The 26389-nt window shown below is 70.1% G+C and carries 20 protein-coding genes and 1 pseudogene; 12 read left to right on the forward strand and 9 right to left on the reverse strand.

Translation table 11 applies throughout. The features are described from left to right. The first annotated feature begins 58 nt into the window (after nt 1–58). Nucleotides 59–394, forward strand: coding sequence for an STAS domain-containing protein (locus tag ACQHI0_RS15440; protein ID WP_427908630.1), 336 nt, complete (start codon nt 59–61; stop codon nt 392–394). Nucleotides 395–457: 63 nt separating this feature from the next. On the opposite strand, the gene ACQHI0_RS15445 is transcribed toward ACQHI0_RS15440, so the two are convergent. Next, nucleotides 458–1495: an LLM class F420-dependent oxidoreductase gene (locus tag ACQHI0_RS15445; RefSeq protein ID WP_427908631.1), complete on the reverse strand. Its 1038-nt coding sequence runs from the start codon at nt 1493–1495 to the stop codon at nt 458–460. Nucleotides 1496–1645: 150 nt separating this feature from the next. On the opposite strand from ACQHI0_RS15445, the gene ACQHI0_RS15450 reads away from it, so the two are divergent. From ACQHI0_RS15450 to ACQHI0_RS15460, 3 genes and pseudogenes are all read left to right on the forward strand, one after another. Beyond that, nucleotides 1646–2305, forward strand: coding sequence for a cyclodeaminase/cyclohydrolase family protein (locus ACQHI0_RS15450; RefSeq protein ID WP_427908632.1), 660 nt, complete (start codon nt 1646–1648; stop codon nt 2303–2305). A gap of 328 nt (nt 2306–2633) precedes the next feature. Continuing rightward, nucleotides 2634–3023: pseudogene (locus tag ACQHI0_RS15455) on the forward strand (L,D-transpeptidase); the annotation flags it as partial. 111 nt (nt 3024–3134) lie between these two features. Beyond that, nucleotides 3135–4340: a hypothetical protein gene (locus ACQHI0_RS15460; RefSeq protein ID WP_427908633.1), complete on the forward strand. Its 1206-nt coding sequence runs from the start codon at nt 3135–3137 to the stop codon at nt 4338–4340. A 33-nt stretch (nt 4341–4373) separates the two neighbouring features. Here the strand turns inward: ACQHI0_RS15460 and ACQHI0_RS15465 are convergent, their stop codons facing one another. After that, nucleotides 4374–5225, reverse strand: a complete 852-nt coding sequence (locus ACQHI0_RS15465) for a bifunctional 5,10-methylenetetrahydrofolate dehydrogenase/5,10-methenyltetrahydrofolate cyclohydrolase (protein ID WP_427908634.1) — start codon at nt 5223–5225, stop codon at nt 4374–4376. Nucleotides 5226–5388: 163 nt separating this feature from the next. Between ACQHI0_RS15465 and ACQHI0_RS15470 the strand changes: the two genes are divergently transcribed. Both ACQHI0_RS15470 and ACQHI0_RS15475 read left to right on the forward strand, forming a co-directional pair. Next, nucleotides 5389–6261: a YdcF family protein gene (locus ACQHI0_RS15470; protein ID WP_427908635.1), complete on the forward strand. Its 873-nt coding sequence runs from the start codon at nt 5389–5391 to the stop codon at nt 6259–6261. 73 nt (nt 6262–6334) lie between these two features. Then, nucleotides 6335–7147 carry a putative protein N(5)-glutamine methyltransferase gene (locus tag ACQHI0_RS15475; RefSeq protein ID WP_427908636.1) on the forward strand — a complete coding sequence of 271 codons (813 nt, stop codon included), beginning with the start codon at nt 6335–6337 and terminating at the stop codon, nt 7145–7147. A 67-nt stretch (nt 7148–7214) separates the two neighbouring features. On the opposite strand, the gene ACQHI0_RS15480 is transcribed toward ACQHI0_RS15475, so the two are convergent. After that, nucleotides 7215–8042, reverse strand: a complete 828-nt coding sequence (locus tag ACQHI0_RS15480; protein ID WP_427908637.1) for an SDR family NAD(P)-dependent oxidoreductase — start codon at nt 8040–8042, stop codon at nt 7215–7217. A gap of 59 nt (nt 8043–8101) precedes the next feature. Further along, nucleotides 8102–9676: a succinic semialdehyde dehydrogenase gene (locus ACQHI0_RS15485; protein ID WP_427908638.1), complete on the reverse strand. Its 1575-nt coding sequence runs from the start codon at nt 9674–9676 to the stop codon at nt 8102–8104. A gap of 147 nt (nt 9677–9823) precedes the next feature. On the opposite strand from ACQHI0_RS15485, the gene ACQHI0_RS15490 reads away from it, so the two are divergent. Beyond that, complete coding sequence (locus ACQHI0_RS15490) at nt 9824–10504, forward strand: TetR/AcrR family transcriptional regulator (protein ID WP_427908639.1); 681 nt, start codon at nt 9824–9826, stop codon at nt 10502–10504. Here ACQHI0_RS15490 and ACQHI0_RS15495 read toward each other — a convergent pair. Continuing rightward, nucleotides 10478–11395: a DMT family transporter gene (locus ACQHI0_RS15495; RefSeq protein WP_427908640.1), complete on the reverse strand. Its 918-nt coding sequence runs from the start codon at nt 11393–11395 to the stop codon at nt 10478–10480. The genes ACQHI0_RS15490 and ACQHI0_RS15495 overlap by 27 nt on opposite strands. Nucleotides 11396–11637: 242 nt before the next feature. Here ACQHI0_RS15495 and ACQHI0_RS15500 point away from each other — a divergent pair, with 242 nt between their 5' ends. Both ACQHI0_RS15500 and ACQHI0_RS15505 read left to right on the forward strand, forming a co-directional pair. Then, nucleotides 11638–12339 (forward strand): response regulator, encoded by a 702-nt coding sequence (locus ACQHI0_RS15500; protein WP_427908641.1) that lies wholly within the window; start codon nt 11638–11640, stop codon nt 12337–12339. A gap of 26 nt (nt 12340–12365) precedes the next feature. Next, nucleotides 12366–13373 (forward strand): HAMP domain-containing sensor histidine kinase, encoded by a 1008-nt coding sequence (locus ACQHI0_RS15505; protein ID WP_427909177.1) that lies wholly within the window; start codon nt 12366–12368, stop codon nt 13371–13373. 124 nt (nt 13374–13497) lie between these two features. Here ACQHI0_RS15505 and ACQHI0_RS15510 read toward each other — a convergent pair whose 3' ends face one another. Continuing rightward, nucleotides 13498–13920: a hypothetical protein gene (locus tag ACQHI0_RS15510; RefSeq protein WP_427908642.1), complete on the reverse strand. Its 423-nt coding sequence runs from the start codon at nt 13918–13920 to the stop codon at nt 13498–13500. Nucleotides 13921–13933: 13 nt separating this feature from the next. On the opposite strand from ACQHI0_RS15510, the gene ACQHI0_RS15515 reads away from it, so the two are divergent. Then, nucleotides 13934–15778 (forward strand): DUF4153 domain-containing protein, encoded by a 1845-nt coding sequence (locus ACQHI0_RS15515; protein ID WP_427908643.1) that lies wholly within the window; start codon nt 13934–13936, stop codon nt 15776–15778. Nucleotides 15779–15891: 113 nt separating this feature from the next. Here ACQHI0_RS15515 and ACQHI0_RS15520 read toward each other — a convergent pair whose 3' ends face one another. From ACQHI0_RS15520 to recC, 3 genes are all read right to left on the reverse strand, one after another. Next, nucleotides 15892–17946, reverse strand: a complete 2055-nt coding sequence (locus ACQHI0_RS15520; RefSeq protein ID WP_427908644.1) for an AAA family ATPase — start codon at nt 17944–17946, stop codon at nt 15892–15894. Between the two features lie 67 nt (nt 17947–18013). After that, complete coding sequence (locus ACQHI0_RS15525; protein WP_427908645.1) at nt 18014–21376, reverse strand: UvrD-helicase domain-containing protein; 3363 nt, start codon at nt 21374–21376, stop codon at nt 18014–18016. Beyond that, the gene (recC, locus tag ACQHI0_RS15530; protein ID WP_427908646.1) at nt 21373–24870 is read right to left on the reverse strand and encodes an exodeoxyribonuclease V subunit gamma; all 3498 of its coding nucleotides are present in this window, start codon (nt 24868–24870) and stop codon (nt 21373–21375) included. The genes ACQHI0_RS15525 and recC overlap by 4 nt, the downstream gene beginning before the upstream one ends. A 189-nt stretch (nt 24871–25059) precedes the next feature. Between recC and ACQHI0_RS15535 the strand changes: the two genes are divergently transcribed. Together ACQHI0_RS15535 and ACQHI0_RS15540 are read left to right on the forward strand one after the other, a co-directional pair. Next, a complete protein-coding gene (locus ACQHI0_RS15535) occupies nt 25060–25266 on the forward strand; it encodes a hypothetical protein (RefSeq protein WP_427908647.1) in 207 nt (68 codons plus the stop codon). A gap of 115 nt (nt 25267–25381) precedes the next feature. Further along, nucleotides 25382–26278, forward strand: coding sequence for a tat pathway signal sequence (locus tag ACQHI0_RS15540; RefSeq protein ID WP_427908648.1), 897 nt, complete (start codon nt 25382–25384; stop codon nt 26276–26278). Nucleotides 26279–26389: the final 111 nt, after the last annotated feature.

Here is a 26389-nt window from a genome sequence, read left to right on the forward strand (position 1 = left end):
TGTGTGTTGTTGAACAGTGACCAACTCTTCCGGAGACGCGTATCCACTCACGGACACGATGACCACCACGACGGCGGTGCACGACGGCGTCACGGTGCTGACGGTGACCGGCGAGGTCGACCTGGCGACCGCACCCGCGCTCGATGCCACCATCGAGACGATCCTGGCCGAGAAACCGGCGGCGCTGGTGATCGACCTGACCGCGGTCGGGTTCCTGGCGTCGGCGGGCATGGCGACGCTCGTCGCCGCGCATCAGCGGGCAGGCGAGACCACCTCGATCGCGGTCGTCGCCGACGGACCCGCCACCAGTCGTCAGCTGAAGATGACGAGCCTGGACCAGGTGTTCGCCATGCACACCACCCTCGACGCCGCGTTGGCGTCGTTCGCGTCCTGACATAGCAGAACGCGCCGCCGACCGGGAAACTCCGGCAGGCGGCGCGTTTGTCGTCGGTGGGTGTCAGCAGAGCGAGCGCAGCTGCTCGATCAGCTTCACGCGACCGGCGGCGTTCTCCGCGATCGGCGTGACGTTGAGCGTGGTGACACCCGCCTCGGCCATCGCGACGAGCCGCTCCTTGACGAAGCTCTCCGGGCCGATCAGCGAGACGTCGCGCACCAGCTCGTCGGGCACGGCCTTGGCCGCGGCCTGCTTCTCACCGGCCAGGTAGAGCTCCTGGATCCGGTCGGCGGCCTCGCCGTAGCCGTACTTGGTGGCGAGGGTGTGATAGAAGTTCTTGCCCTTGGCACCCATGCCGCCGATGTAGAGCGCCAGGTGCGGCTTCACGAACTCGAGCAGCCCGGTGACGTTCTCGCCGATCGCGAGCGCCGGACCGGCGAAGATGTCGAGCTCGCCCAGCGCCGGGTCGCGCTTGGCCTTGCCCGCGGCGAGCGCGTCGCCCCACACATCGTTGGCCTTCTCGGGCAGGAAGAAGATCGGCTGCCAGCCGTTGGCGACCTCGGCGGCCAGCTCGACGTTCTTCGGGCCGAGGGCGGCCAGGAGCACCGGAATGTGTTCGCGGACAGGATGATTGATCAGCTTGAGTTCTTTGCCGAGACCCGTGCCGCGCTCGGCGGGCAGCGGGATCTGGTAGTACTTGCCCTGGTAGTTGAGCTTCTCGCGGCGCCACACCTTGCGGCAGATCTCGAGGAGTTCGCGGGTGCGACCGATCGGGGCGTCGTAGGGGACGCCGTGGAAGCCCTCGATCACCTGCGGGCCCGAGGCGCCGATGCCGAGGATGAAGCGGCCGTCGGAGACGTAGTCCAGGCCGGCGGCGGTCATCGCGGTGAGGCTGGGGGTCCGGGTGTAGAGCTGCAGGATGCCCGAGGCCAGCTGCACCCGCTCGGTGCGGGCGGCCAGGAAGCCCAGCGCGCTCACCGCGTCGAACGAGTACGCCTCCGGCACGAAGACGATGTCGAGGCCGGCGCGTTCCAGGTCGGCGACCTCGGCCGCCGTCTCCTTGAAACCGTCCGTGTAGTTGATGCTCAATCCGATCCGCATGCTCTCAACATAGCCTCGGGCACAGCGCACACCCCGACCGGTCGGTCCGTCGGCACAGGTGCTGGTCGCGCGGGGTGCGCGGCCGGGCACGCGGTAGCGTTGAGGGGAAGATTCCACGCACTTCTCGCCACATCGAAAGGCCTCCCCGTCGTGTCGCAGCCCACCGTTTCGCCGCAGCAGATCGCCCCCTCCTTCGGTTCGGTGACCTTGGAGCACTATCTGTCGGAGCTGGCCGCGAAGGTGCCCGCACCCGGTGGTGGCGCCGTCGCCGCGCTGCACGCCGCGCAGGCCGCCGCGCTGGTGGCGATGGTGGCGCGCTACACCACGCGCGCCAAGGACGCGCAGAACCGCCCGGTGATCGATCAGATCATCGTGGCCGCCGACGCCGCGCTGGCCAGGGCACTCGACCTCGCCGACGCCGACGCGGCCGCGTTCACCGCCGTGGGTGCGGCCTACAAGCTGCCGAAGGACACCGACGCCGAGATCGCCGCCCGCACCGCGGCGATCAACGCGGCACTGGTCGAGGCCGCCCGCGTGCCCGCCGCCGTGGTCGACGAGGCCGACGAAATCCTCTCGCTGGCCGCCGAACTGCTGCCGATCGGCAATCCGAACGTGGTCACCGACATCGGCGCCGCCGCCGATGCCGCCAGGGCCGCGGCGATGAGCTCGCAGCTCAATATCGAGATCAACGTGGGCTCGCTGCCCGCCGAACTGGGCGACCCGTTCGCGGCCGCGCTGCTCCGCGTTGACACCATCGCGGCCCGCGCCGACGCCCTGCACGGCGACGTGCTGCACGCCGTTCGCAGCTGAGTCAGCGGTCCGCGGTGAGCACGATCTCCCCGCTGCCGCAGCCGGGTCGCGCGGTGGCGCCGGTCTCGAACTGAGAACGTTTCATCCGGGCCTCACCTGCGCGAACGCAAGCCGACACACCGTCTGACCCGTCGGCCGTTACCACTTCGATAGGTCGAGTTGATCATGGCGGCCTAGACTTGGTTTCCGCCTACGAGTGAGTGAAGGGGTGGCGTTTATGAGAAGCGCATTTCGTTTCCTGTTCGTCGCGATCATGGCGGCATTACTGGCCGCGTCCTGGTCGGGAGCCGCGTCCGCCGACCTGATCGGCGACCAGCGCACCCAGTACGGCGGCGGCACCTACGCCGACGCGGACCTGTCGAACCACACGTTCACGGTGACCGCGAACGGACAGACGCGCGTGATGCCCGCCTCGATGGGCAAGCCCGGTTTCGAAACGCCCACCGGCACCTTCAGCGTCCTGGAGAAGGATCGCTCGGTGGTGTTCGATTCGCGGACCATCGGCATCCCGCTCGAGGATCCGGAGGGCTACATCATCGACGGTGAATACGCCGTGCGCCTGACCTGGGGTGGCGTGATGGTGCACTCGGCACCGTGGTCGGTGGACTCGCAGGGCAACGCCAATGTCAGCCACGGCTGCATCAACCTCGCACCCGACGACGCCGCCTGGTACTACGAGAATGTCGGCATCGGCGATCAGGTCTACGTCCACTGGTAAACATTTTCCCTCGTGGCATTCGGCGAACGCGCCGTCAGGGCAGTATCGTGCCCGTAACGAAATCGTTGCGGGACATACCCTGACGGCGACGAGCCTGATGAAGGTGGGGCGATGGATCGACCGGAAGCGCACAGACCGATCGGGGCTCGACAGCACGACCCGGGATCGGCCGGTGCTCCGCTCGCGGCTGTCACCCCGATTCGGCGGTCCCGCGACCTCGCCGCGCCACGGCCACGACGGCTGAACGAGCAGCCGGACAGCGGCGCCCGGCATCGCATCGAAGGCGGACCGACGACGCCCGCCGGTATTCCGGTCGTTTCGGCAGCCGTAATTCGTGCGGCCGAGCGGGCGGAGGCGGCCGATCCCTACGCCACCGATCGACTGCCCGTGGTCGGCGGGAAATTCGATCCCGGTGCGCGCCACCGCGTTCCGGACACCGCGTTCTCGATCGAGGACAACGGGCCCGACACCGATCAACTGCCGATCATCACCTCCCCACCCCCCACCTGGGCGACTCTCGAGCACCCCCGGCCCAGCTTCGACACCCAGCGTTCGCGGCCCGCACCCGAGGACCGTGGTGCGGACACCTCGTCATCGCGCCCCACGCCGGACTTCCGCGGCGCAGACACCTTCCCGCCGCGCCCCGCGCCCGATCATCGTTCCGCGGACGCCTTTTCGGCACACTCCACACCTGACGCGCGCGATGCGGAGAGCGAACCTTCGCGCCCCGCACCCGACTACAACGGTGACGACGAAGTCTTCGCGCGGATGATCGACCGTTCGAAGCGACGGCGTGTGCCCCGGTGGGTCGCACCGCTGGTCGCCTCGGTGGCCGGTGCCGTCCTGCTCGGCGGCACCTATGTCCAATTGCGCGGGCCCGACCCGGCATCCACGTCCGCGAGCACTCCGCTCGTGCCGAGTTCGGCGAGTCCGGTGACGGCCGCGTGCCCGACCGAACAGATCGGCACCATGGCGCGGGGCAACGGGGCAGGCGGCACCGAGTCCGGCATCGCGGCGATCCTGGCCTTCCAGCACGCGTATTACGTTGCGCGATCCGGTGATCAGGCACGGACCCTCGTGGCGTCCGACGCCGCCGCGCCCTCCGCGGCCGCCATCCAGGCCGGGATCGACTCCACGCCGGTGGGAACCACACACTGCGTGGAGATCACGCCGGGCGCCTTCGCCGGTCAGTACCTGGTCAAAATCACCGCGTTCCGGCCGGATTCGGCGCCGAGCACCTACACACCGCAGCTGGTGGGGACGGCGCAGATCGGCAACAAGACGCTGATCACCTCGTTCGGGGCGGCGCCGCGCTAGACCCGAACGAGGGTGTCAGATCGCGAAACGCGCTCAGGCGCGGGCTTTTTCGGCCGCGACGACCACGTGGCGCATGAGCAACGCGGTAGTCACCGGGCCGACACCGCCGGGGACGGGGCTCAGCGCCGCCGCCTTGCCGATGACCGATGCCGCGTCCACATCGCCCACGATCCCACCGTCCGCGGCCTCATTGGTACCGACGTCGATCACCACGGCGCCGTCACCGATGTGCTTGCCGGTGACCAGACCGATCCGGCCCGCCGCGGCGACCACGATATCGGCCGGGGTCGTGACCGCGGCCAGGTCCGCGGTGCGCGAGTGCGCCACGGTGACGGTCGCGTTCTCGGCGAGCAGCAGCTGGGCGAGTGGCTTGCCGACGACATTGGAGCGCCCGACCACCGTGACGAGGCGGCCCTGCAGCGCGATGCCGTGATGCTTGAGCAACTCGACGACGGCTTCGGAAGTGGCGGGAACGAAACCGTCAAGGCCGGAGGCGAGCAAACCGAGCGAGAGCGGGCTGACGCCGTCGACGTCCTTGGTCGCGGCGATCGCGGAACTCACGTCGTCGAGGTTCACGCCCGCGGGCAGCGGAGTCTGCAGCATGATCGCGTCGGTGGCCGCGTCGGCGCTGCGCGCGCTCAGTTCGGCGCGGATCGTCTCGGCGCTCGCGTCGGCACCGAGATCGATGCGCTCGCAGGCGATTCCGAGTCGTTCGGCGGCCTTGCGCAGCGAGTTCACGTACCAGGCGCTGGCCGGGTCGTCGTTGGCGACGATCAGCGCCAGCGTCGGCGCGGTGCCCGCGGCGGTGAGCGCGGCCGCGCGCTGTTTCGAGTCGGCGTTGATGGCGGCGGCGAGTTCCTTGCCGGTCAGCGAAGCGGTATCCACGGTGAGTCACCTTATCCGCCGCGGGCCCGACGGCCTGTCGCCGGGCCGCGACGCGCGCAAGGTGGTCGAGGTCCACCGCGGCCCGAATACGCGGTCGTAGGGTGTCGGCAGCTCTGCTCTGCCAGCACGTACCGAACCGTTCGCGGGAAGGGTTGCGACTGTCGTGAAGATCTCGAGGCACTGGAAACACCTGGCCGCCGCCGTCCTGGCGACCGCCGCGCTGACCGGCACCACCGTCGGCCCAGCCGCCGCCGAAGCGGATGTGGCGGCGCTCTACAACTCGGCGCAGCGGCATTTCACCGACGGTGACGACGCCGCGGGACGGGCCGACCTGCGGGCCCTCATCGCCGCCGACCCGCACGACGCCGATGCGCTCGCGCTGCAGGCGATCTGGTCGCACTACGCGGGCGACCCGGCTGCGGTCGGCGACGCCCTGACCCGGCTCGGCGGGATCGACCCCGGCAAAGCGGCCGGCACCAACCACGTGCTGCACGCGGTGACCGCGGCCGCCGCCACCCTGCCCAACCCACTGCCCGCGCTGGTCGGTCCGCAGACCGGCATCGTGGTCCTCGGCTACGGCCTGTTGCCCGACGGCGCGCTGCGCCCCGAGCTGGAGAATCGTCTCACCGCGGCGTGGTTGCAGGCGATCGCCGCACCCTTCTCCCCGGTGATCGTGACCGGCGGCAATCCGCAGAACGGGATCTCCGAGGCCGAGGCGATGCGGCGCTGGCTGGTCGCGCGAGGGCTGCCGGGCGATCGGATCCATGTCGAGGATCGGGCAGGCTCGACGGTGCAGAACGCGCTGTTCAGCACGCGACTGCTCCGCGATCTCGGTGCGACCAGCGCGGTGGTGGTGACCTCGCCGAACCACATCCGGCGCGCGGTCGCCGACTTCATCGTGGCGGGCACCGCAGTGGTCGGGGCGATGACCTCGCTCGAACAGCTGGTTTCGCAGTTGCCCCCACCCGCGCGCAGTGCCCAGCGCGGGATCTACCTCGACGCGACCCGGACGTTCGAGCTCGATACTTCGCGCTGACGTGGTCGCAGGTGACCCCGCCAGGGTGGACGCGGCGAGATAATTCGGTTGCCCGGCCGGGCACAATCGGCCCATGAGCGTTACCGAAACCGCTGCGGTGGTCACCACGTTGCGACGCGCGGGCTGCGTGTTCGCCGAGGACGAGGCAGCGCTGCTGCTCGAGGCCGCTGCTGAGGACGCCGACCGCCTCAGCGAGCTGGTCGCGCAGCGGGTTTCGGGGACGCCGCTGGAATACCTGCTCGGCTGGGTCGAGTTCCGCGGTGTCCGGGTGGGGGTGCGGCCCGGGGTGTTCGTCCCGCGACAACGGACCGCGTTTCTGGTGGAACAGGCGGTGGCCGGCGTCGCTCCCGGGACGGTACGGGCGTGCGTGGTCGACCTGTGTTGCGGCAGTGGGGCGCTCGGGCTCACGGCGACGACCGAACTGCGCGTCCTCGGGTGCGATGTCGAACTGGTCGCCGCCGATATCGACCCTATCGCGGTCGAGTGCGCGCGGGAGAACCTAGCCGCGCTGAACGCACCGGTCTTCAGCGGCGATCTGTTCGGCGCGCTCCCCCTCGACCTACGCGGGCGCATCGACGTGCTGCTCGCGAACACCCCCTATGTGCCGAGCGCCCGAGTCGCGGATCTACCGCGCGAAGCACGCGAACACGAACCCCTCGTCGCCGTCGACGGTGGCGCGGACGGTCTCGACGTGTTCCGCCGGGTGGCCGAGGGCGCGGCCGAATGGCTGTCGCCGGGCGGCACGGTCCTGGTGGAGACCGGGACCGGCCAGGTCGGCACCGCGTGCGCGGTGCTCGCCGAGTTCGGGCTCACTGCGCGGGTGGAGCATTCCGAGGAGCGCTATGCCACCGTCGTCCTCGGAACCAGGGCAATCGAGTCACCCTGAATGCGCGGCGGAGCCGCCGAATGTCGTGCACCCGCGACGACGTCGTCCTCGCGGGTGCAGGCCGGGCCTACTTGCGTCCGGTGAACTGATCCATCGAGTGGTACACGCCCACCGCGTTCAGGTACAGGTCGCGAACCTTGATCGGCAGCAGGCCGGTCAGTGCGCGGTTCATCCGCGAGGTCCACGGCATCACCACCAGCGCGCCGCCCTGCTTCATCTCCGACCACGAGGTGTCGACGACATCGTGCTGCTCGAGCATCGGGGTGAACAGAATGCCCTTCGCGCCGTCGAACATGCCGGTGTTGATGTAGGTCGGGCAGACCGTGGTGACCTTCACGTGGTCGTGGCCCGCCTGCTCGAGCTCGAGGCGCACCGAGTCCGACCAGCCGAGCGCCGCCCACTTCGACCCCGCGTACACGGCCATGCGCGGGTTGGCGACCAGACCGGCCGAGGACGCGATGTTGAGCACACGCGCCTGGCCGGCACCGGCGACCATGCCGGGCAGGAACTCCAGGGTGACGTACATCGGCGCCAGCGAGTTGATCGCCATCGTCTTGTCGATGTCGGCGCGGTTCTCGGTTTCCCAGAAGTAGGTGTTGCCGCGCACGATGCCCGCGTTGTTGACGAGGATGTCGATGCCGCCGACCTCCTTGCGCACCGCCTCGCCCGCCTCGCGGATCGAATCCTGCGACGACACGTCCACCACGTAGTGATGCACCTTGCCGCCCGCGGCGGTCAGCTGCGCGGCGGTCTCGCGCAGCGCCAGCTCGTTGATGTCCCACAGCACCACCGCGTCGGCGCCCTCGGCGACAGCCTTCTCCGCGAACAGCTTGCCCAGACCCATAGCGGCGCCAGTGATCAGCACCCGCTTGCCAGCGACCGTTTCCAACTTCATGTGCGCTACCTACCCCTGCTCGTGTTCCGCTACTTCTGGCGCGTCTATTTCTGGCGCGTCTATTTCTGGCGCAGCGTCTTCATGACACCGAAAACCAGCGTCATCGTCTTGGCCCACATCTGCTCGGACATGCCGGGCAGCGGCGCGATCGGCAGCAACCGCTGGACCGCGATGGTCTGGGTGTCGATGTACTTCAGCAGCCCTTCGGGACCGTGGCGACGGCCCTGCCCGGAGATGCCGAGACCACCCGACGGCGCGTCGACGCTGCCCCAGGCAGCACTGAAGCCCTCGTTCACGTTGACTGAACCGGCGTTGATCCGGGCGGCGATCTCCTTGCCGCGGTTCACATCCCGGCTCCACACGCTGGCGTTGAGGCCGTAGGCGGTGTCGTTTGCGGCCTCGACGGCGGCGTCGTCGGAGTCGACCTTGTACACCGAGACGACCGGGCCGAAGGTCTCCTCGCGGTAGACCGTCATGCCGGGCGCCACATCCGCGAGCACGGTGGGCTCGTAGAAGTACGGGCCGAGATCGGGACGGGCGCGGCCACCGGCGAGCACCTTGGCCCCCTTGGCGACGGCATCGTCGACGTGCGCGGAGACGGTCTCGAGCTGGCGCGGGAAGGTCAGCGAACCCATGTCGCGGCTGTAGTCGAGCTCGCCGCCGAGCGACATGTTCTTGACATTGCCGACGAACTCCGCGACGAACTGGTCGTAGACCGAGGCGTCGACGTAGATTCGTTCCATCGACTCGCACAGCTGACCGGCCGACGAGAAGCACGCGCGCACAGCCAGTTTGGCGGCCTTGGAGACATCGGCGTCGGCCAGTACGAGCAGCGGGTTCTTGCCGCCGAGCTCGAGCGAGTACCCGATCAGGCGCTCACCGGCCTGCTGGGCGATGGTCCGGCCGGTCGCGCTGGAACCGGTGTAGTCGACGTAGTCGGCGCGCGCGATCACGTCACCACCGATTTCGCGACCGCGGCCGAGCACCGCCTGCCACAGACCGCGCGGCAGCCCGGCCCGCTCGGCGGCGTCGATGGCCCACAGTGCGGTGAGCGCGGTCTGGTTGTCCGGGCGCGCGATGACCGCGTTGCCCGCGATCAGGGCGGGCAGCGCGTCGGAGGCGGCCAGCGCGAGGGGGTAGTTCCACGGCGAGATGACCGCGACGACGCCCTTGGGCCGGTGGTGCACCTCGACCGAGGTGAGCACCGGCAGCACGCCGCGCGGCTTCCGGTCGGCGAGCAGTTTGGGCGCGACGGTGGCGTAGTAGCGCGCGTTCAGCGCGACGTCGGCGATCTCGTCGAAGGCGTGCGGCCGGGACTTGCCGGTCTCGGTCTGCACGATGTCGAGGATGGTGTCCTGCTCGGCGAGCACGATGTCGTGGAAGCGGCGCACGATCTCGGCGCGCTGCTTCACCGGCACCTTGGCCCAGTCGCGCTGCGCGTGCCGGGCCACGGCGAACGCGCGCTCGATGTCGTCGACCGAGGACTGCGGCAGGTCGCCGATCTTGTGCCCGGTGGCCGGGGCGAAGACCTCGACCGACGGCGCGCCACCGGCGACACCGCGTTCGAACAGGGGCTTGACCAGCGCGGTGGGCAGCGCGGTGGGTTCGGCGGTCAGCTCGGGGGCTGTCGTCATTGTCGGCCCTTCTCCTCAACAGATGGGTCACGCGGATCTGGTCGCGCACGTTCAGGTTATTTACTGAACACTAGTGTTAGATTAATGCCAGCGCCCTGGTTCGTGTCAAGCTTTCAGTGCGCGAACAGTGACGGTGAGGGAGGTGCGATGACCGAGGATTCCGCCGCGGTGCGTCGTGGGCGCCCGCCGCAGACCCAGGAGCAGGCCGAGGAGGTCCGCGCCCGGATCGTCTTGGCGACCGCCGCGGTATTCGCGCGCAACGGATCGCGCGGGATGAGCGTGGCCCAGATCATCGAAGAGGCCGGGCTGGCCAGACCCACTTTCTACCGCTATTTCGGCAATGCGTCCGAGCCGCTGCACGCGGTGCTCGACGCGTCGAACGACGGCCTGGTCGGCGGGATCCGCGACGCGCTCATGGGCACCGAGGAACCGGTCCAGCTGGGCATCCGGCTGATCGACGCGTATGTCGACTGGGCGCGCGGGCACGGTCCGATGCTGCGGCCGCTGTTCGCCGAACTGCACGATCCCCGCTCGGTTGTCTCGGCCTACCGCGAACGCGCGCTCGACGACATCCGCGATCTGGTGCGCAAGACGTTCGGCGAACTCGGGCGCCCGGTGCCCGCGCCCCTCGATCTGGACGCGGCGCTGCACGTGTGCGAGTACGTCGTCTACCGGCTCACCGCCGACAGCGAGCCGGGCAGCGATCCCGATCCGGCGCTGGCGTCGGAGGCCAGGGTGACCATGATTCGCGTCCTGCTCGTCACCCTCGGCACTCGCGACGATCTCGCCTACGCGATGGAACTACCCGGCCTGTTCCCCGACCCGTAGCTCCTCGGGTTCGGCGGCGGTCCGACCTGCCGTGAGCAGCGCGATCGAGAGCAGCACCGCACCGGCCGAGCCCGCGACGCCGAGTCGCTCGTCCAGGAACAGCACTGCCAGCAGGGTGCCGGTGAGCGGTTCGAGCAGGGCCAGCAGTGCTCCGGTGCCCGCGCCCGCCTCGGTGAGACCACGGAAATAGAGCGTGTAGGCGATCGCCGTGGGGAACAGCCCGAGGGCGAGAACGCCCAGCACACCGTTCGCGGTGGTGTGGATCGCGGTGGTGGTGAGGGCTGCCGGGACGGCGAGCAGAATCGCGCCCGCGGTGAAACCGAGACCGGTGCTGGTGACGGGATCGAGACCGGGGACCGGGACCGCGACGATCACCGTGAGCACGGCGAAGGCGGTCGCCGCGCCCAGTGCCATGGCTGCGCCGAGCAGAACCGCCGACCCGCTCGCGCCCGGTGTACCGACGAGCAGCGCGAGCCCGGTCAGCGCGAAGGCGATGCCGCGGGCGCGGGTGCGATCGAGTGTTCGCCGGCCGGTGAGGTGTTCGATCACCGCGACGACGACCGGGGACATGCCGATGGTGATCAGCGTCGCCAGGCTCACCGAGGACAGGGCGACCGCGCCGAAATAGCAGCCTTGGAACACCGGCGCCAGCACGGCGACCACGCCGATGCGGTGCCACGCGGGTGCGCCCCGCGGGATCGCCCTTCGGGTGAGAACACACAGTCCCACCAGCAGCAACCCGCCGACGGCCAGGCGTACGGCGGCGACTGCCACCGGGGACAGGTGGGTCGATCGTTGGACGAGGGTGCCGAGTATGCCGCCGGTCCCCCAGAGGATTCCGGCGATGACGAGATCAGCTGTGCCCGCGCGGGCCGACAGCGAAACAGACATGGGTGTGCGCTCCTGCGACAGAAGGTGAGGGGGTCGCGAGAAGCGAGGTGCTGGAGTGGACACAAGTCGACGAGCGGCCTGTTCGGCCGGTACGCGCGCGGTTCAAGCGCGGCGGGGCACCTCGCTCAGGAGGCGGGGGGCGGCGTGGAACGGAAGCACTTGTGCACGGCGCGAGTGTACTCCACACAGAATCTCCACATTTGGCGACGCAACCCTCCACACCCGCTCGCTAGGGTCGCACCATGGAAAACAGTGGGGGCGGGACAGGACCGGCGGCACGCCGGATCCTGGTGGTCGATGACGAGGTGACGATCGCGGAGTCCGTGGCCGCCAGGTTGCGGGCCGAGGGGTTCACCGTCGACCTGGCACACGACGGCCCCGCGGCGGTGGCGGCGGCTCTGGCGGGAGAACCCGATCTGGTGGTTCTCGACGTGATGTTGCCGGGGTTCGACGGCCTGGAGGTGTGCCGCCGGATTCAAGCCGAGCGTCCGGTGCCCGTCCTCATGCTCACCGCGCGCACCGACGAGACCGACCAGCTCGTCGGTCTCGGGGTCGGCGCCGACGACTATCTCACCAAACCGTTCTCGATGCGGGTGCTGGCCGCCAGGGTGCACGCCCTGTTGCGGCGGGTGGATCGGGCCACCGAGCGCGGCGACAACAGCATCGTCGTCGGCGATCTGCGGATAGATCTCGCCGAGCGGCGGGTGTGGCGCGGTGACACCGAAGCACGCCTGACCCCGCTGGAATTCGACTTGCTGACCCGGTTCGCGCAGCGTCCGCGAGCGGTGCTGGCCAGGGAGCGGCTCCTGGAGGACATCTGGGACTGGTCCGATGCGGCCGGGACGCGCGCGGTGGATTCGCATGTGAAAGCGTTGCGGCGCAAGCTCGGTGCCGATCTCATCCGCACCGTACACGGTGTCGGGTATGCCTTGGACGCGCGATGACGGCGCCTGAGCGCGCCGCCGCGTTGATGGACCGGATCGCGGAGGTGCTGCCGCGGCCGCTGGATCGGCTGCGCTCGATCAAGCTCAAGCTGGCCGTGTTGATGTTGTGTTCGGGCGGAGTCGCGTTCGGGTACTTCCGGCTGAAAATCGGCTGGCTGCCGCCGCGCACCACCGTGGCCGCGATCGGGATCGCGCTGCTCACCTCGCAGTTCCTCGCACACGGCATCACCCGGCCACTACGCGAGATGACCTCGGCCGCCCGGCGAATGGCTCAGGGCGACTACCGCTTTCGGGTACGGGCCTCCTCGCGTGACGAAGTGGGTCAGCTGGCGACCGCGTTCAACCAGATGGCCGCCGACCTGGCCGCCGCCGATCGGCAACGTCGCGACCTCATCGCCAATGTCTCCCATGAGCTGCGCACGCCGGTGACCGCGCTGCACGCCGTCCTGGAGAACCTGGTCGACGGCGTGAGCGAACCCGACCCGGCGACGCTGCGCACCGCGCTGGCCCAGACCGAGCGCCTCGGCCTGCTCGTCTCCGAACTCCTTGATCTGTCCAGCATCGAAGCGGGCGCGTTCACCCTGGATCGCGAAAGCCTGCCGCTGGCACCGCTTTTGGCGGCGGTGATCGCCGAAGCCGAGGTGATGACCGCCGCGCTCGGCCGTGGCGTCCGGTTCACGACCGCCATCGAACCCGCCGACGCGATCGTGTTCGCCGACCGGGCCCGCCTGCATCAGGTGCTGTTCAACCTCCTCGACAATGCCGCCAGGCACGGTCCGTCCGGCGGCGAGGTCCGGGTCTCGGCCTCGACCCGCCCCGAGGGCACCGTGCTCGAGATCCAGGACGACGGCCCCGGCATCCCGGAAGCCGAGCGCGCCACCGTCTTCGACCGCTTCACCCGCGGCGGTCGCACCGACGGCGGCGGCACCGGCCTCGGCCTGGCCATCGCCCGCTGGGTGATCGACCTGCACGGCGGCACCATCGCCGTCGCCGACCCCGGCTCCCGCATCCGCGTCGTCCTCCCCACGGACTGACACCTACATCCCGTTCACCCGCCCGGCGCTTCGGTGCCGGGACGCATTCGCACATCTCCAGGAGGGGAAACCCCATGTCCGACAAGCCGATACCCGAGGCACCAGCGGCTGATCACGGCGCTGATCAGACTGAGAAAACCGCCGCCGGGCCCAGTGGCGACACAACCGCGACCGCTTCGCCCAGTGCCGACACGACCGCGACCGCTTCGCCGGGTGCCGCCACGGGCGATCCTGTCACGAGTGGCGAGACCGCGGCTTCCGGCCCGGCGAGCGAGGCGGCCGCGAACATCGCGCCCGACTCCGGCGCCGCGAGTGACCCCAAGGTGGGCGGCGGTGCCTCGACGGCAGTACTCACGAAGACCTCGGAGTCAGCCGAGGGCCCGGAAACCCCACCCGCCGCACCGAACTCCGATGGCTCGGTGCCGTTCGCGACATTGCTCGCCGCGAGTCGTGAGAGCAGCGCTGTTCGGCCGGGGACGGCGGGCTGGCAGGCGGCGGCATGGCCGACGGCGCCGTCGGCGGGTTCCCCGCTGTCCGGGCGTTCCATGCCATTACCTGTGATGCCACCTCCCCTGCCGCCGGTACCCAAGCGCTGGCAGCACGTAGCTCGCCCACCCGGCGTGCTCCCCGCCGCCGCCCTGGCCGGCATCGTCGGCGCCACGGTGATCCCGATCGACCGTCCCGGTATCGGCTGGCTCCTCGCGGGCACCGCCATCACCGGCGCCCTCTGCGTGGTCGACTACCGCGCCCGGTCCCTCAGCACGCGTGAGCAGGGCGCACCAGAATCCGCGCCGACGACCGGAACCGCACCCGCGACCGCTCGGCCCACAACAGCGCCGACCTCCTCCGACGCGAAATCCGCTGAACCACTGTCACATTCGGTGCCTGACAAGCTCGCAGCGCCGAACGCCGACGAGGCCGTCACCGGCAGTTCCGAGGCGGGCCGCACGGCTGACACCGAACCAGCCCGCGAGAACGCGTCTTCGAACGCAGCGACAGCGACCGAGGCCGGCTCCGCCGATGCCCGTTCGGGAGCGGCGGGACAACCACTCGATGTCGAAGCGGCTGATGATTCGGTGTCCGGTGAGCGTACGTCCGAACGCTCCGCGATATCCGGTGCTACCACCCCACCCGCCCGCGCATCGGCCGACATCCTCGCAACGCCGCCGAAGGAGGTTGCCTCCCCCGCTGTTTCGATCCGTGACCGGGTCTGGTGGGCGGCAGCGGCGATGTTGCTGCTCGGGGTCGGGACGGTTCGAGCGGCGGGCTGGCTGTTCGTACTGTGTGTGATCGCGGCGTGTGTCGCGGGTTCGTTGGCGGTGCTGGGGCGGCGGAGCGTGCGTGGCATCGCGCACGACATGTTCGCGGTACCGTTCGCGTCGTTCGGGGCGGTGCCGTGGGCGTTCTCGGGGTTGCGGGAGTCGCGGTCGGCGGGGACTTCCAGTGTGCGGCGCTACGGGGTTTCGGTCGCGGCGACGGCGGCGTTGCTGGTGGTGTTCGTGCCGCTGCTCGGCGGGGCGGACGCGACCTTCGCGGGGCTGTTGAACGGGCTTGTTCCGACCGTCGACGGCCCGGCGGCGTGGCAGTGGACCTTCTTGTTCGTGATCGTCACGGCGGGTGTGCTGGGGGCGCTGTATCTGCTCGCGGGGCCGCCTTCCCGTGCGGCGGATTCGGTTCGGCCGGTGCGGCTGTGGTCGCGCAGTGAGTGGATGTTGCCGGTCGCGGCGTTGACCGTGCTGTTCGCGGTGTTCGTCGGCGCGCAGTTCGTCGCACTGTTCGGTGGCGACGATTACGTGCAGCGCACCGCGGGTCTGACCTATGCCGAGTACGCGCGCAGCGGGTTCTGGCAGTTGTCCGCGGTGAGCATTCTGACACTGGCCGTGATCCTGGCGGTACTGCACTGGTCAGTGCAAGAAACCGCGGCCGATCGCCAGTCGCTGCGCATCCTGCTCAGCGCGGTGAGCGTGCTGGCGCTGGTGATCGTGTGTTCGGCGCTCGGCCGGATGTGGACCTACCAGCAGGCTTACGGGTTCACGGTGCTGCGACTGCTGGTGACGATGTGTGAGCTCTGGGTCGGCCTCGTCTACGTCCTCGTGCTGATCGCCATCGCACGACTACGGTGGACCTGGGTGCCGCGTGCCGCGATCGGAACGGCTCTAGCCACCCTCATCGCCCTCGCCGTGATCAACCCGGAACACCTTGTCGCCGAACGCAATATCGACCGTTGGCACGCCAGCAAGCGCCTCGACGCCGGCTACCTGAGCAGCCTCTCCCCCGACATCCTGCCCGCCCTCGACGGCCTGGGTGATTCGTACCTCCGCGCTGAGATCGAAGACGCCGTCCGCACCGACTTGGACGAGGACCACTGGTGGTCCTGGAACTGGTCACGCAGCTCAGCTCGCTGACCTCGCGAACGCGGTCGCTCACCACGGGCGACCGCGTCAGCGCGGCTCGCTCGACCGCCGAAGATCCGGTGATCGCTCTTCTCGATGATCCCGAACAACTGCGGCACACCTCACTACTCCTGTGGCGCAACGGTTCTGGACAATCCGCTGGCCCGCAGGACGCGGCGTCCGATGGCGGCGCGGATGGAGTCCTCCGTGCCGATGATGCGAACGTGAGTGCGAGCTCGGGTGATGGCGGTGTAGAGGAGTTCCCTGGTGAGCAGGGTGGATTCGGGTTCGGGGAGCACGACCGAGACGGTGTCGTACTGGCTGCCCTGACTACGGTGGATGGTCATGGCGAAAACCGTGACCACAGCGGGGAATTGGGTGGGGTGGACCAGGTAGGGCTCGCTGCCGCGCTGGAGTGCGGCGCGCAGTGAGCCGTCGGGGCGGCGGATGATGACACCGGTGTCACCGTTGTAGATACGGGCTTCGTGGTCGTTGGCGGTGACCAGCAGCGGCTGGCCGGGGTACCAGACCGATTGCGGCCCTTCGGGTCCCGCGCCACCGGCCGCGGCCCACTCGGCTGCCATCCGGTCCCAGCGCTCGACACCGAAGGGACCCTGGCGGTGGGCGCACAGCAGGCGGTGTGATTCCAAGGCGGTCAGTGCGCCGATGGCGTCACCGCCCTCAGCGGCGGCGGTGACGGCGAGAGCGGCGGTGGTCACGTCCGCCCGCACAGCACGGATGTCGTCGGGTCCGCACAACGACACGTCGTCGCCGCCCGCGCGCAGAATCGCCAGCGCCGCATCGGCATCGCCCGCGCGAACGGCGACCGCCAGGTCGGCGATGTGTCCGCCGAATCGCCGCCCCCTGGTCAAACGGACGATCCCGCCCTGCAACCGCCGCTGCTCGAGAGCCGTGAGTGCCTGCGCCGCTCCCGGATTCACCGGCGATCCTTCCGACGTCCCTGGAATCGCAGCTACGCCGGGTACCGAGCCCAGCGAGTCGCCGCCGGGAATGTCCCGGGGGCCACCGCCCGATTCGCCGGCGCCACCGTTGTCGCCCGGTATCTCAGCGCCCGGAGCGTGCGACAGGCTCGCCCGCAACCCATCGAGATCGAGCACCTCGCGAAGTGCGGGATTGGGCGCGCCGCTCACCGGGCCTGCGACGAGGTCGGCGAGCACCGCACCGGCGTCGACCGAGGCGAGCTGGTCGGGGTCGCCGACGAGGACCAGGCGGGTGTCGGGGCGCAGGGCGGAGAAGAGGTGGCTCATCATCGTCAGCGACACCATCGAGGTCTCGTCGACCACGACGACGTCGTAGGGCAGCCGGTTGTGTTCGTGGTGCCGGAATCGGGTGGTGCGGCCACGTTGCCAGCCGAGAAGGCGGTGCAGGGTCGAGGCAGCGAGTTCGGGGAGGCCCAGCACGGCGGCTTGTTCGCGCACAGCTTCCTGCAGGCGCGCGGCCGCTTTGCCGGTGGGCGCGGCGAGGGCGATCCGCAGGGCGGGCAGCTTCGGCGAGGCGCTGCGGTGGGCGGTGAGCAGGGCCAGGATGCGGGCAATGGTGTGGGTTTTGCCCGTGCCGGGTCCACCCGCGACAACGGTCGTCCAGTGCGTCGCGGCGAGCGCGGCGGCCAGGCGTTGCCGGTCGGGGCCGTCACCGAGCGGGTCGGCGAAGAGCCGATCCAGCTGCACGCGAACAAGGTCGGTATCGATGACGGGATGGTCGGTACTGCGTTCGGTGAGTACCCGCCGCAGGATCTGTTCCTGCTGGTAGTACCGGTCGAGGTAGAGCAGCGCGCCGCCCTCGGCATCGGCTTCGACGATCCGCAACGGGCGCAGCGGACCGGACTGCCCACCACAGATCAGCGGGCTTCGACGCAGTCCGATCAGCACCCGATCGGTGTCCGGCCACGGCAGCGTCGCCGGGTCGATTCCCAGTGCGCTGTCACGAGTTTCGTCGGCATCGATGCCGATCTCGCGCATTCGGGCCAGCTCGAGACACACCGATCCCGAGCGCACCGCGCGCACCGCCAGTGCCGCCGCGAACAGCACCTCCTCGCTGTCCTCGCGCCCCATCCGACCCAGCCGCACCGCGACATGCACATCCGCCGCCGACAGCACGCCCGCCTCGTTGAACACCCGCAGCAGCCCGGTCCCCCGCTGCGCCACCTGAATGGACGTCATGATCGGTGCCTCTCGACGGTCGACACCGGTCGCCGGGGCGCCGCCCGGCGATCACCTGCTCCGGCCTTCATCGCTGCCCCGCGAGCAGGTCGGACAGCGCGACAACGAGTTCCGCGGACGGGTGCCAATCGAACACGCCGTGGCCCGGTGGTGTCGACGCCCCGATCATGCCTCGGACGAACAGGTACCGGGCACCACCGAGATGGCGAGCCGGGTCGTAGCCGGGCAGCCGCCAGCGCAGATAACGGTGCAGCGCAACGGCATACAGCAGCGCTTGCAACGGATAGTGCGAGCGGATCATCTCCGCGACCATGTGTTCGCGACGGTAGTGCTCGACGGTGAGGTCGCCGGTGCCGAGCCGGTTGGTCTTGTAGTCGACGATCAGATAGCGGAGCTCGCCCGTCTCGTCGGCTACCCGCAGGACCGCGTCGATGCTGCCGGTGAGATACCCGCGCAGCACCGTATCGGGCAGTGCGGCAACATGATCGGCGTATCCGGCCAGATCGTCGTCGGCGGGCAGGTAGGTGCGCAGCAGCGCGGCGACGGCGTGCATCCCGGCCGCGCGCGGACCGGGGGTGTCACCACCGCCGAGCGGCAGCTCGAATTCCAGTTCGTTGAGCCGGTCACGCGTCGCGACAGCAGCCAGGGAGCCGAAATCGGCGGGGGTGCGCAGCACTTCGAGCAGGGCGGTGGCGAGCACGTCGACATCGAGCTCGGCCATCGTGTGCTCGACCGCTTCGACACACCGTTGATGGACCTCGGCTGCCAGGTCGGGCACCGAGGTGTCGACCGTTTCGAGCACGCCGTGGACCAGCGTGCCGAACTCGGCGCCATAGGGTAGGTCATTCATCAATGACGGCGCGGCAGTGCTGCCGGTCAGCGCGTCGAGCGGCGCCTCGGTCGGCTCGTCGTCCGGGCCCGGGCCGTCCTCGGGTTCGGAGTCACTCACTCCGGGGGCGTCGTGCGCGCCCGCGGTGAGCGCCGAGTAGGACGTGCGCCGCCACAGCTGGTCGAGCGCGCGGCTGAACCCCGCGGCCGCCAGCTCGCCGGTCGGCAACTCGGTGCGCACCCGCCGGGGCGCCACGTCCTCGGGACGGTCGACCATCGTCACCGAGATCACCTCCGCAGCGGCGGCCGCCCATTCGGCGATCCGTTGTGCCGCAGCGGTATCAGCGGGAATCTCCGCGCGGCGCGGTACCTGCGCCGAACCCGGCCGCCTGCCCAGCATCATCCGGTGCAGCGGCGCGGCACCGGTCGTCACCGCGGGCGCCCACCACACGACGGCCTGGCACATCGCCCGGGTCAGCGCCACGTAGAGCAGACGCAGCTCCTCCCCCGATTCCTCGGCCTCACACCGCAATTGGCGCTCACCGTAACCGGGGGCCTCCTTGCCGCCGATATCGAGGACCCTGGTGCCGTTGTCGTCGTGGAACAGCAGCGTCGCGGGATACGGATTCTTGGCGCTGTCCCAGGTGAAAGGCAGGTAGACGATCGGGAATTCGAGGCCCTTGCTGGCGTGCACGGTGGCGATCTGCACCGCCGCCGCGTCCCGGTCGAGCCTGCGGCTTCGTCCGCTGACGCTGCCCGCCTCTGGCTCGCGCACACGGTCGGCGAGCCAGCGGGTGAGCGCGGTCAGACCCAAACCCTCGGCGAGCGCGACTTCGTCGAGCAGCTGCGCGATGTGGCGCAGGTCGGTGAGTTCGCGTTCGCCGTTGTCCACCGCGAGCAGGCGCGGTGCGAGGTCGGTCTCGGTGGCGAGCTTGTCGAACACGGCGGCGAATCCGGCGCGCGCGAACAACCGCGCGGCGTCGCGCAACTGGGTGGAGACCCGGCCGACGAGATCCGCGCCACCGGAGTCGATCTCGGCAGCGCTCACGCCCAGGATCGGTGTGCACGCGGCCAGCCGCACCCGGTCTCCACGATGCGGTTGTTCCAGTGCCCGCAACACCCACAGCCAGTCGGTGGCGGCGACGGTCGCGAAGACGCTGGTACCACCGGCCAGCACGGAGGCGACCCCGACGCGGTCCAAAGCCGTTCGCACCACATCGATCTGGGAGCGAGTGCGCACCAGCACCGCGATGTCGCCGGGTCCGATCGGCCTGCGCGCCCGGCCGTCGCCGACCTCGCGCAGCGAATGATCCCCGCCACGTAGGGGTTTGGCGTCGATGCTGGTGCCGGATTCGAGCAGGGTGACGATATCGGCGGCCAGGTCGTCGGCCACCTTGGCCCGCTGTCTGCCCACCGACGGGAACCCCGACCGATTGCGCGGACCGGCCCCCGTCCGCGGCAGCACCCGCAGGCGCAGCGGACTGATCACGTCCGGGTCGCCGTGCAGACTGGTCGCGGGCCGCGTCGGCGTGACCGGGTAGACGCTGATCTCGGGGTGACCCAATTCCGCACCGCCACAGAGGTGGTCGACGGCGCGCAGCAACCCGGCGTCGCTGCGCCAGTTGCGGGTAAGCTCGCTGCGTCGATCCGCCAGAGCCACGGCATCGAGATAACTGAGCACTTCGGCACCGCGGAAGGCGTAGATGGCCTGTTTCGGGTCACCGACCAGCACGAGGGTGGCGTGCTGATGGAACGCCCGGCGCAGGATGTCCCACTGCAGCGGATCGGTGTCCTGGAACTCGTCGACCAGCGCGACCCGGTATCGCTGCCGGATCCGGGCGCAGGCCCTCGGTCCGTGTTCCGGGTCGGCCAGCACGTCGTGCAGCAGAACCAGCAGATCGTCGAAATCACGCAGTCCCGCACGGCGCTTACGACGTTCGGTCTCCGCGCGCACGGCGCTCGCGAAAGCGACTCGCTCGCCCGCGGCGCCCTCGGTGCGCGGCGCGAGCTCGGCGTGCCGGTCGTGGACCGCCGCCAGCGCCAGGGTGTGCGCATCGCGCACGGTGAACGGGGCGCGATCGCGGGCGTAGCGGGCCAGATACAGATCGTCGGCGACGGTGGCGACGAGCTCGTCCACCGATTCGACCAGCCGGGCGCCCGGATCGTGTTCGCCGGCCAACCCGAGTTCGTCGAGCATCCGCTGACAGAACGAGTGGGTGGTGGCGATGGTCCCCGCGTCGAAATCAGCCAGGGCGGTGAGCAATCGGCCCCTGCGCAGGCGCACGGTCGCGGGATCGGTGTCGGCCATCGCCCGGACGAGTTCGTCCTGATGGTGGCGCGCGGCATCGGGCTCGGCGAGCGCGGTCGCCACCGTGACGAAACGGTCCCTGGTGCGCTCGCGCAGTTCCTGGGTGGCGGCGCGGCTGAAGGTGACCAGCAGCAATTCGGTGATCGCGATGCCCGCCTCGGCGACGTAGCGCACCGCGAGCCCGACGATCGCGTGCGTTTTGCCGGTGCCCGCGCTGGCCTCGAGCACCGTGGTGCCCTGCGGCAGCGGGCCGGTGGCATCGAAGGCGGTCGGCGCCGAGACGGTCCCGGTCACGGCTGTCCCTGGCTTTCGGCGGCGAGTAGCGGCGCCCACCAGCGGCGGGCGAGGGCACCGAAGTGGGTGGTCTCCGGCTCGCCCGGTCGGTTCGATTCGCCTGCGAGGCAGTCGAATCGGGGGGCGCGACCCCACACATAGCGCAGGTAGCGGTCGGTGTGGTCGCCGAACTTGTCGGGGCCGTTGGGGCCGCCGTCGAAGGCGTGTTCGGCGGCGAGCAGCGCGTCGGCGACGCTGTCACCGCGGAAGCGCCGCTCGGCGTAGGCGGCGGTGGCGGCGGGCGCGCAGGGCAGTGGTTCGCACAGCCCTTCGTCGCGCAGCCGGACCAGGTCACGCAGGATCGCCAGTGCGGCGGGCGCTTCGGGTGCCGTGATCACCGATCTGGCCACCGGCCGGCTGCGGAACTGACCGCGTCCGGTACTGATCGCCTGCCACGAGCGGTCTTCGGTGGCGGCGAGGGCGAGCAGCGAGACCCAGGACGCGAGACGGTGTTTGGGCGCGAGCCGGGAATATGTCGTGCGCACCAGCGTCTCACCACGAACCTCGGGCACGGTGCCCGCGAGGGTGCGGCCGTTGCCGAGGTCGACGGCGATGTCGACGGCGCGCGGGGGCGCCTCGTAGTCGGGTAGCGCGGTGCGGACCAGGGTGTCGACCGTGCCTTCCACCTCGTCGAGCACCTTGGTCCCGAAACCGAAGGGGGGCAACGTGCCTCGACGCCACTCGGCGGCGCGCAAGCCCGCGGGGTCGGCGCCGGTGAGACGGGCGCTCAGCATTCGCTCGCCGAGATCCCACTTCGCCAGACCGTCGAGTTCGATCGGGAGCTGATCGGCGATGTCCTCGGATTCCTCCGGTACCCGCAGGCCGAGTCGCTGCCACAGGAACGCGCGCACCGGGTGTTCGGCGAACGAGATCAGTTCGGCCAGTGCGATATCCGCGACAGGAACGGGCGGCAGCGGCGCGCAGAGCAGCGGGGGGCGCGGCCGGGACGGGCGGGCGGCGGCGCGCGCACCGGCCAGGGCGACCGTGTCGAAGCTGCGTGGGTTCTCGGGGGCGAAGTTGCGGCGGTCGAAGGCCTGCAGCGGGTGACGCAGATGGACGGCGGCCATGGCGGCGGGTCCGACATGGGTGGCGAGCACGTCGAGCAGCTCGGCGACCGGGACGGCGGGCGGGCGGGCGGCGCCGGTGACCGGGTCGGCGCCGGTGTGCAGGACCAGCAGCCGGTCACCGGCCGCCATGACGGCATCGAGCAGGAGTTGACGATCCTCGCTGCGCGCATCGCGTTCGCCGACCAGCGGGTGGCGAGCCAGCAGATCGTCGCCGTCGACGCTGCCGGGACGGGGGAAGACGTCGTCGTCGAGGCCTAGCAGCACCACCACACGGTGGGGCACCGAACGCATCGGCACGAGGGTGCACACGGTGAGCTCGCCGGTGCGGAAGTTCGCGCGGCCGGGGCCGCCCGCCAGCCGACTGGTCAGCAGGACCGACACGTCGGCCAGCCGCAACGGGGTCGCACCCGCGTGCTCGGTGGCGGCGACGATCTCGCGGCGCGCTTCGGTGCGGATCCACGACTGCGCGGCGGGCACGTCGGTGAGCAGGTCGACGGCCCGCAGCAGCACGGTGGTCCAGTCGGCGGCGGGTCGCGGGCCACGCAGGTCGCGCAGGCAGACCGCGAGCCGGTCGATGAACTCGGCGAAGCGGCCCGCGAGGTCGACGTCGTTGGAGTCGACATCGTCGAGGGGTAACGCCAGATCGAGCCAGTCGTCGCCCGATTCGTCGGCGGTGACGCCGAGCAGGATGCGGTCCACCGCGGCGTTGAGGGTGTTCTGCGCGAAATCGGCGAGCCCGAACGCCTCACGTTGCCGCTGCCCGATCCCCCATCGCGCGCCGGACTCGGCCGCCCACTCGCGCAGTCGTTCGATGTCGTCGTCGTCGAAACCGCAACGGCGGCGCACTGTTTCGCTCGCCGCCAGGTCGAGCACCTGCGTCACCGTGACGCGACCGTCGGCCAGTTCGAGTAGCTCGATCACCACCGCGAGCATCGGGTTGGTCACCGCCCGCCCGCGATCGGCGAGCCGCACCCGCAACTGATGCGCCGGGTGTTCGCCCTCGGTCGGCAGATCCACCCCCGACCCGCGCTGGCCGAACGCCGCCCGCACCAGCGGCGCGAACGCCTCCACGTCCGGGCACATGATCAGCACGTCGCGCGGCTCGAGCGTGGGATCCGCCGCGAACGTGGTCAACAGCAGATCCCGCAGTACCTCCACCTGCCGCGCCGGGCCGTGACACGCGTGCACTTCGACAGTTCCGTCCGGCGCCGCACCGATCTCGGGGACACGGTCCGCACGGACGGCGGCCTGTAGTGCGCCGAGCAGGGTGTTCGCGGCGGGCTCGCCGGCGAGGTGAATGTCGCTGTCCAACACCGGGTTCAGGCGCAGTTCCAACTCCCGCACATCGCGGGCGAGCCCCGAGAGCAGCGGGTGCGAAACCTGATCCGCGGTGTGATCGTCCGCGCGTGGACGAACGGCCGCTTCGTTCGCCTGGCCATCGGCACTGACGGCGTCGCTCCGCTTCGTGCCGGCGAGTGCCGACGCGTCGCTGGTCGCCTCGACGTCGGCGGCCACCAGAGCATCACCGAGCACGGCCCACATCGCCGGGCTCGGGTGCGCCAACCAGAGGTGGACGTCGCGGTGCGCGGCGAGAGCGGTGATGACGGCCAACTGGTCGGCGGGCAGGCGGGTGAGGCCGAACAGGGAGAGCCGGTCGGGCAGGTCTATCGAGGCGGGTTCGGCGCGGAGGTGGGCGCAGGCGTCGGCGAGTCGTTCGGCGGGACTCGGGGCATCCACGGCGGTGCGCAGCGCGCGCCACAACCGCGGTTGCCACGCGAGGTCGTCGGGCACCGGTCCACCGGCACCGTCGGTGTCCGCACCCGCTGCCCAATCGAGCAGTACTCGCGGACGTTGCGCGGCGTAGGAGTCGAAGAGCGCGGCGAGGTGGGCGGCCGTGGAGTAGCGCCTGCCGAGGCGGTGGTCCGTGCCGGGGAGACCGAGATGCCGCGCCAGGACGGCTGCCCACGGCTGGTCGGCGATCTCGTCGATCACCCGCAGCAGCGTCCACACCAGTCGTTGACCGGTCCACGGATCGTCAGCGGGCGCGACCCCGCTCGCACCGGCCAACACGTCGGCCACCAGCGCGGCGGGCGCCGGGAACGCGATATTCGCGGCTACCCCGTCGCCGACCGGCCCACGACCGATCCCCGCCACGCCGGAACGAGAAGGTGCGGCACTGTCGTCGCCTAGATCCTCGGCCACCCCGGCCCCGGCGCCCACGACCCCCAGCACGCCGGACAACCGCTGCGCCAACCAGCGCTCCACCCCTTTGGCCGGAACCGCGACCACTTCCGTGACGAACGGATCGGCGGGTATGTGCCCCAGCAAACGCCCGAGTCCGTCGGCCAGCGCGTCGGCGCGTTCGGCGCGATGGAGGTGCAACGGCATCCGTTGTTTATACGCTCAGCGACCGACCCGCAATCGCGCGGCCCCGCCGTCACCACTGGACCGGGCTAGTGAAATACGCCACACCGCAACGCGTCCCGGCCACGCCTGCGGCACCCTCGACGCCGGGCGTGGGATCGTTGCGATTCGGGTGGGACAGTACGGCCGCGGGCGAAAGGCTGGTTTCGTTTCATGATCGCGCAGGTGTTTCCCCTGGTTCCCGGTGGCGGCTTCGTCGTCCGCCGAGCAGGCGCGCGCTGGGAGCTGATCAATTCCCGGCGCTACGGGCCTGATCAGGTGCTGCATTCGTGGCCGCTGGACCGGCACGGCGAAGCGTTCGAGCACTGCCATCGTCTCAACGGCTGCACCATCGCCACCCCGCACGCCGCGCATCACTGAGCGCAATTCGGCTGCGCCGCAACAACCCTGCGCGAGAACAATCCGGCGTCACACAGCGCTGTCGCGCGGTGCCGGATTTACGGCGAATTAGTGCATTGCGGCGTTCGGTGTGCGAATGTGGTCCATCGTGCGTGACCGTTCCCCCTCCACCCGTGTCGTTTCCCGAGTCGCAGCTACTGCCTGCCTGCTCGCCGCCGCGGCCGCCCTCACTCCGGGCGTCCCTGTTCTCAACGGTCCGGCCCATGCCGCGCCGCCCGCGTTGACCCAGGTCTCGGTGCCCGGTTTCGACGCCGACATGAGCTCCCGGATCGCCAAGGTCGACGCCTATCTCGCCGGCCGCCCCGGTGTCCTCGGCTACGTGGTGCGTGATCGCAAGACCGGCGGCATCTATGCCAACGAGCACGCCGAGAACCAGGTCTGGACCGCGTCCACGATCAAGCTGGCCATCGCCGCCGACCTGCTCAACCGGGCCCGCGTCGGCGCCATCGCGCTGTCCCCCGACGACCGCTTCAATATCGAAGCGATGCTGGCCACCTCCAATGATCACGCCACCGACGTGCTGTGGCACAAGTACATCGGCTTCGACCGGATGGCCTACAACAACGCGTTCCGCGCCTACGGCATGGTCAGTCTGATCCCGCAGCCCACCACGAGCGCGCTGTTCCCGGACTGGTCGTTCCAGAAATGCACCGCCGCCGATCTGGACCGGCTGATGAACACCATCCTCGACACCATGCACCCCGACGATCTCGGCTACCTGCTCGACCGGATGCGCTCGGTCGACTCCAACCAGCACTGGGGTGTGTGGGGCGCGGGTTCGTCGATGCGGCCGGGTCTGAAAAACGGCTGGTCGGCCGAAGCAGACGGCTGGGTGGTGAACTCGGTCGGCGTCGCGGGGGCCGACGAGCGGTACACGCTGTCGATCATGAACGCGCTCGGCGGCGCGGGCGGCTACACCGAAGGTGCCGAAACCGACACCCGGGTCGCCCAGCTACTTCTCGCAGGTCGCTGAGCCTGCGCTGCGGCGTATTGTCGATCTTGTCGTTCGATGAGACACCGCATCACACGCCGCGATCGGGTTCTTGTTGCGACGTCACCACCGGAGCCGACTACGGTTAACCCT

Source organism: Nocardia sp. FBN12 (assembly GCF_050320175.1).
GTDB lineage: Bacteria > Actinomycetota > Actinomycetes > Mycobacteriales > Mycobacteriaceae > Nocardia.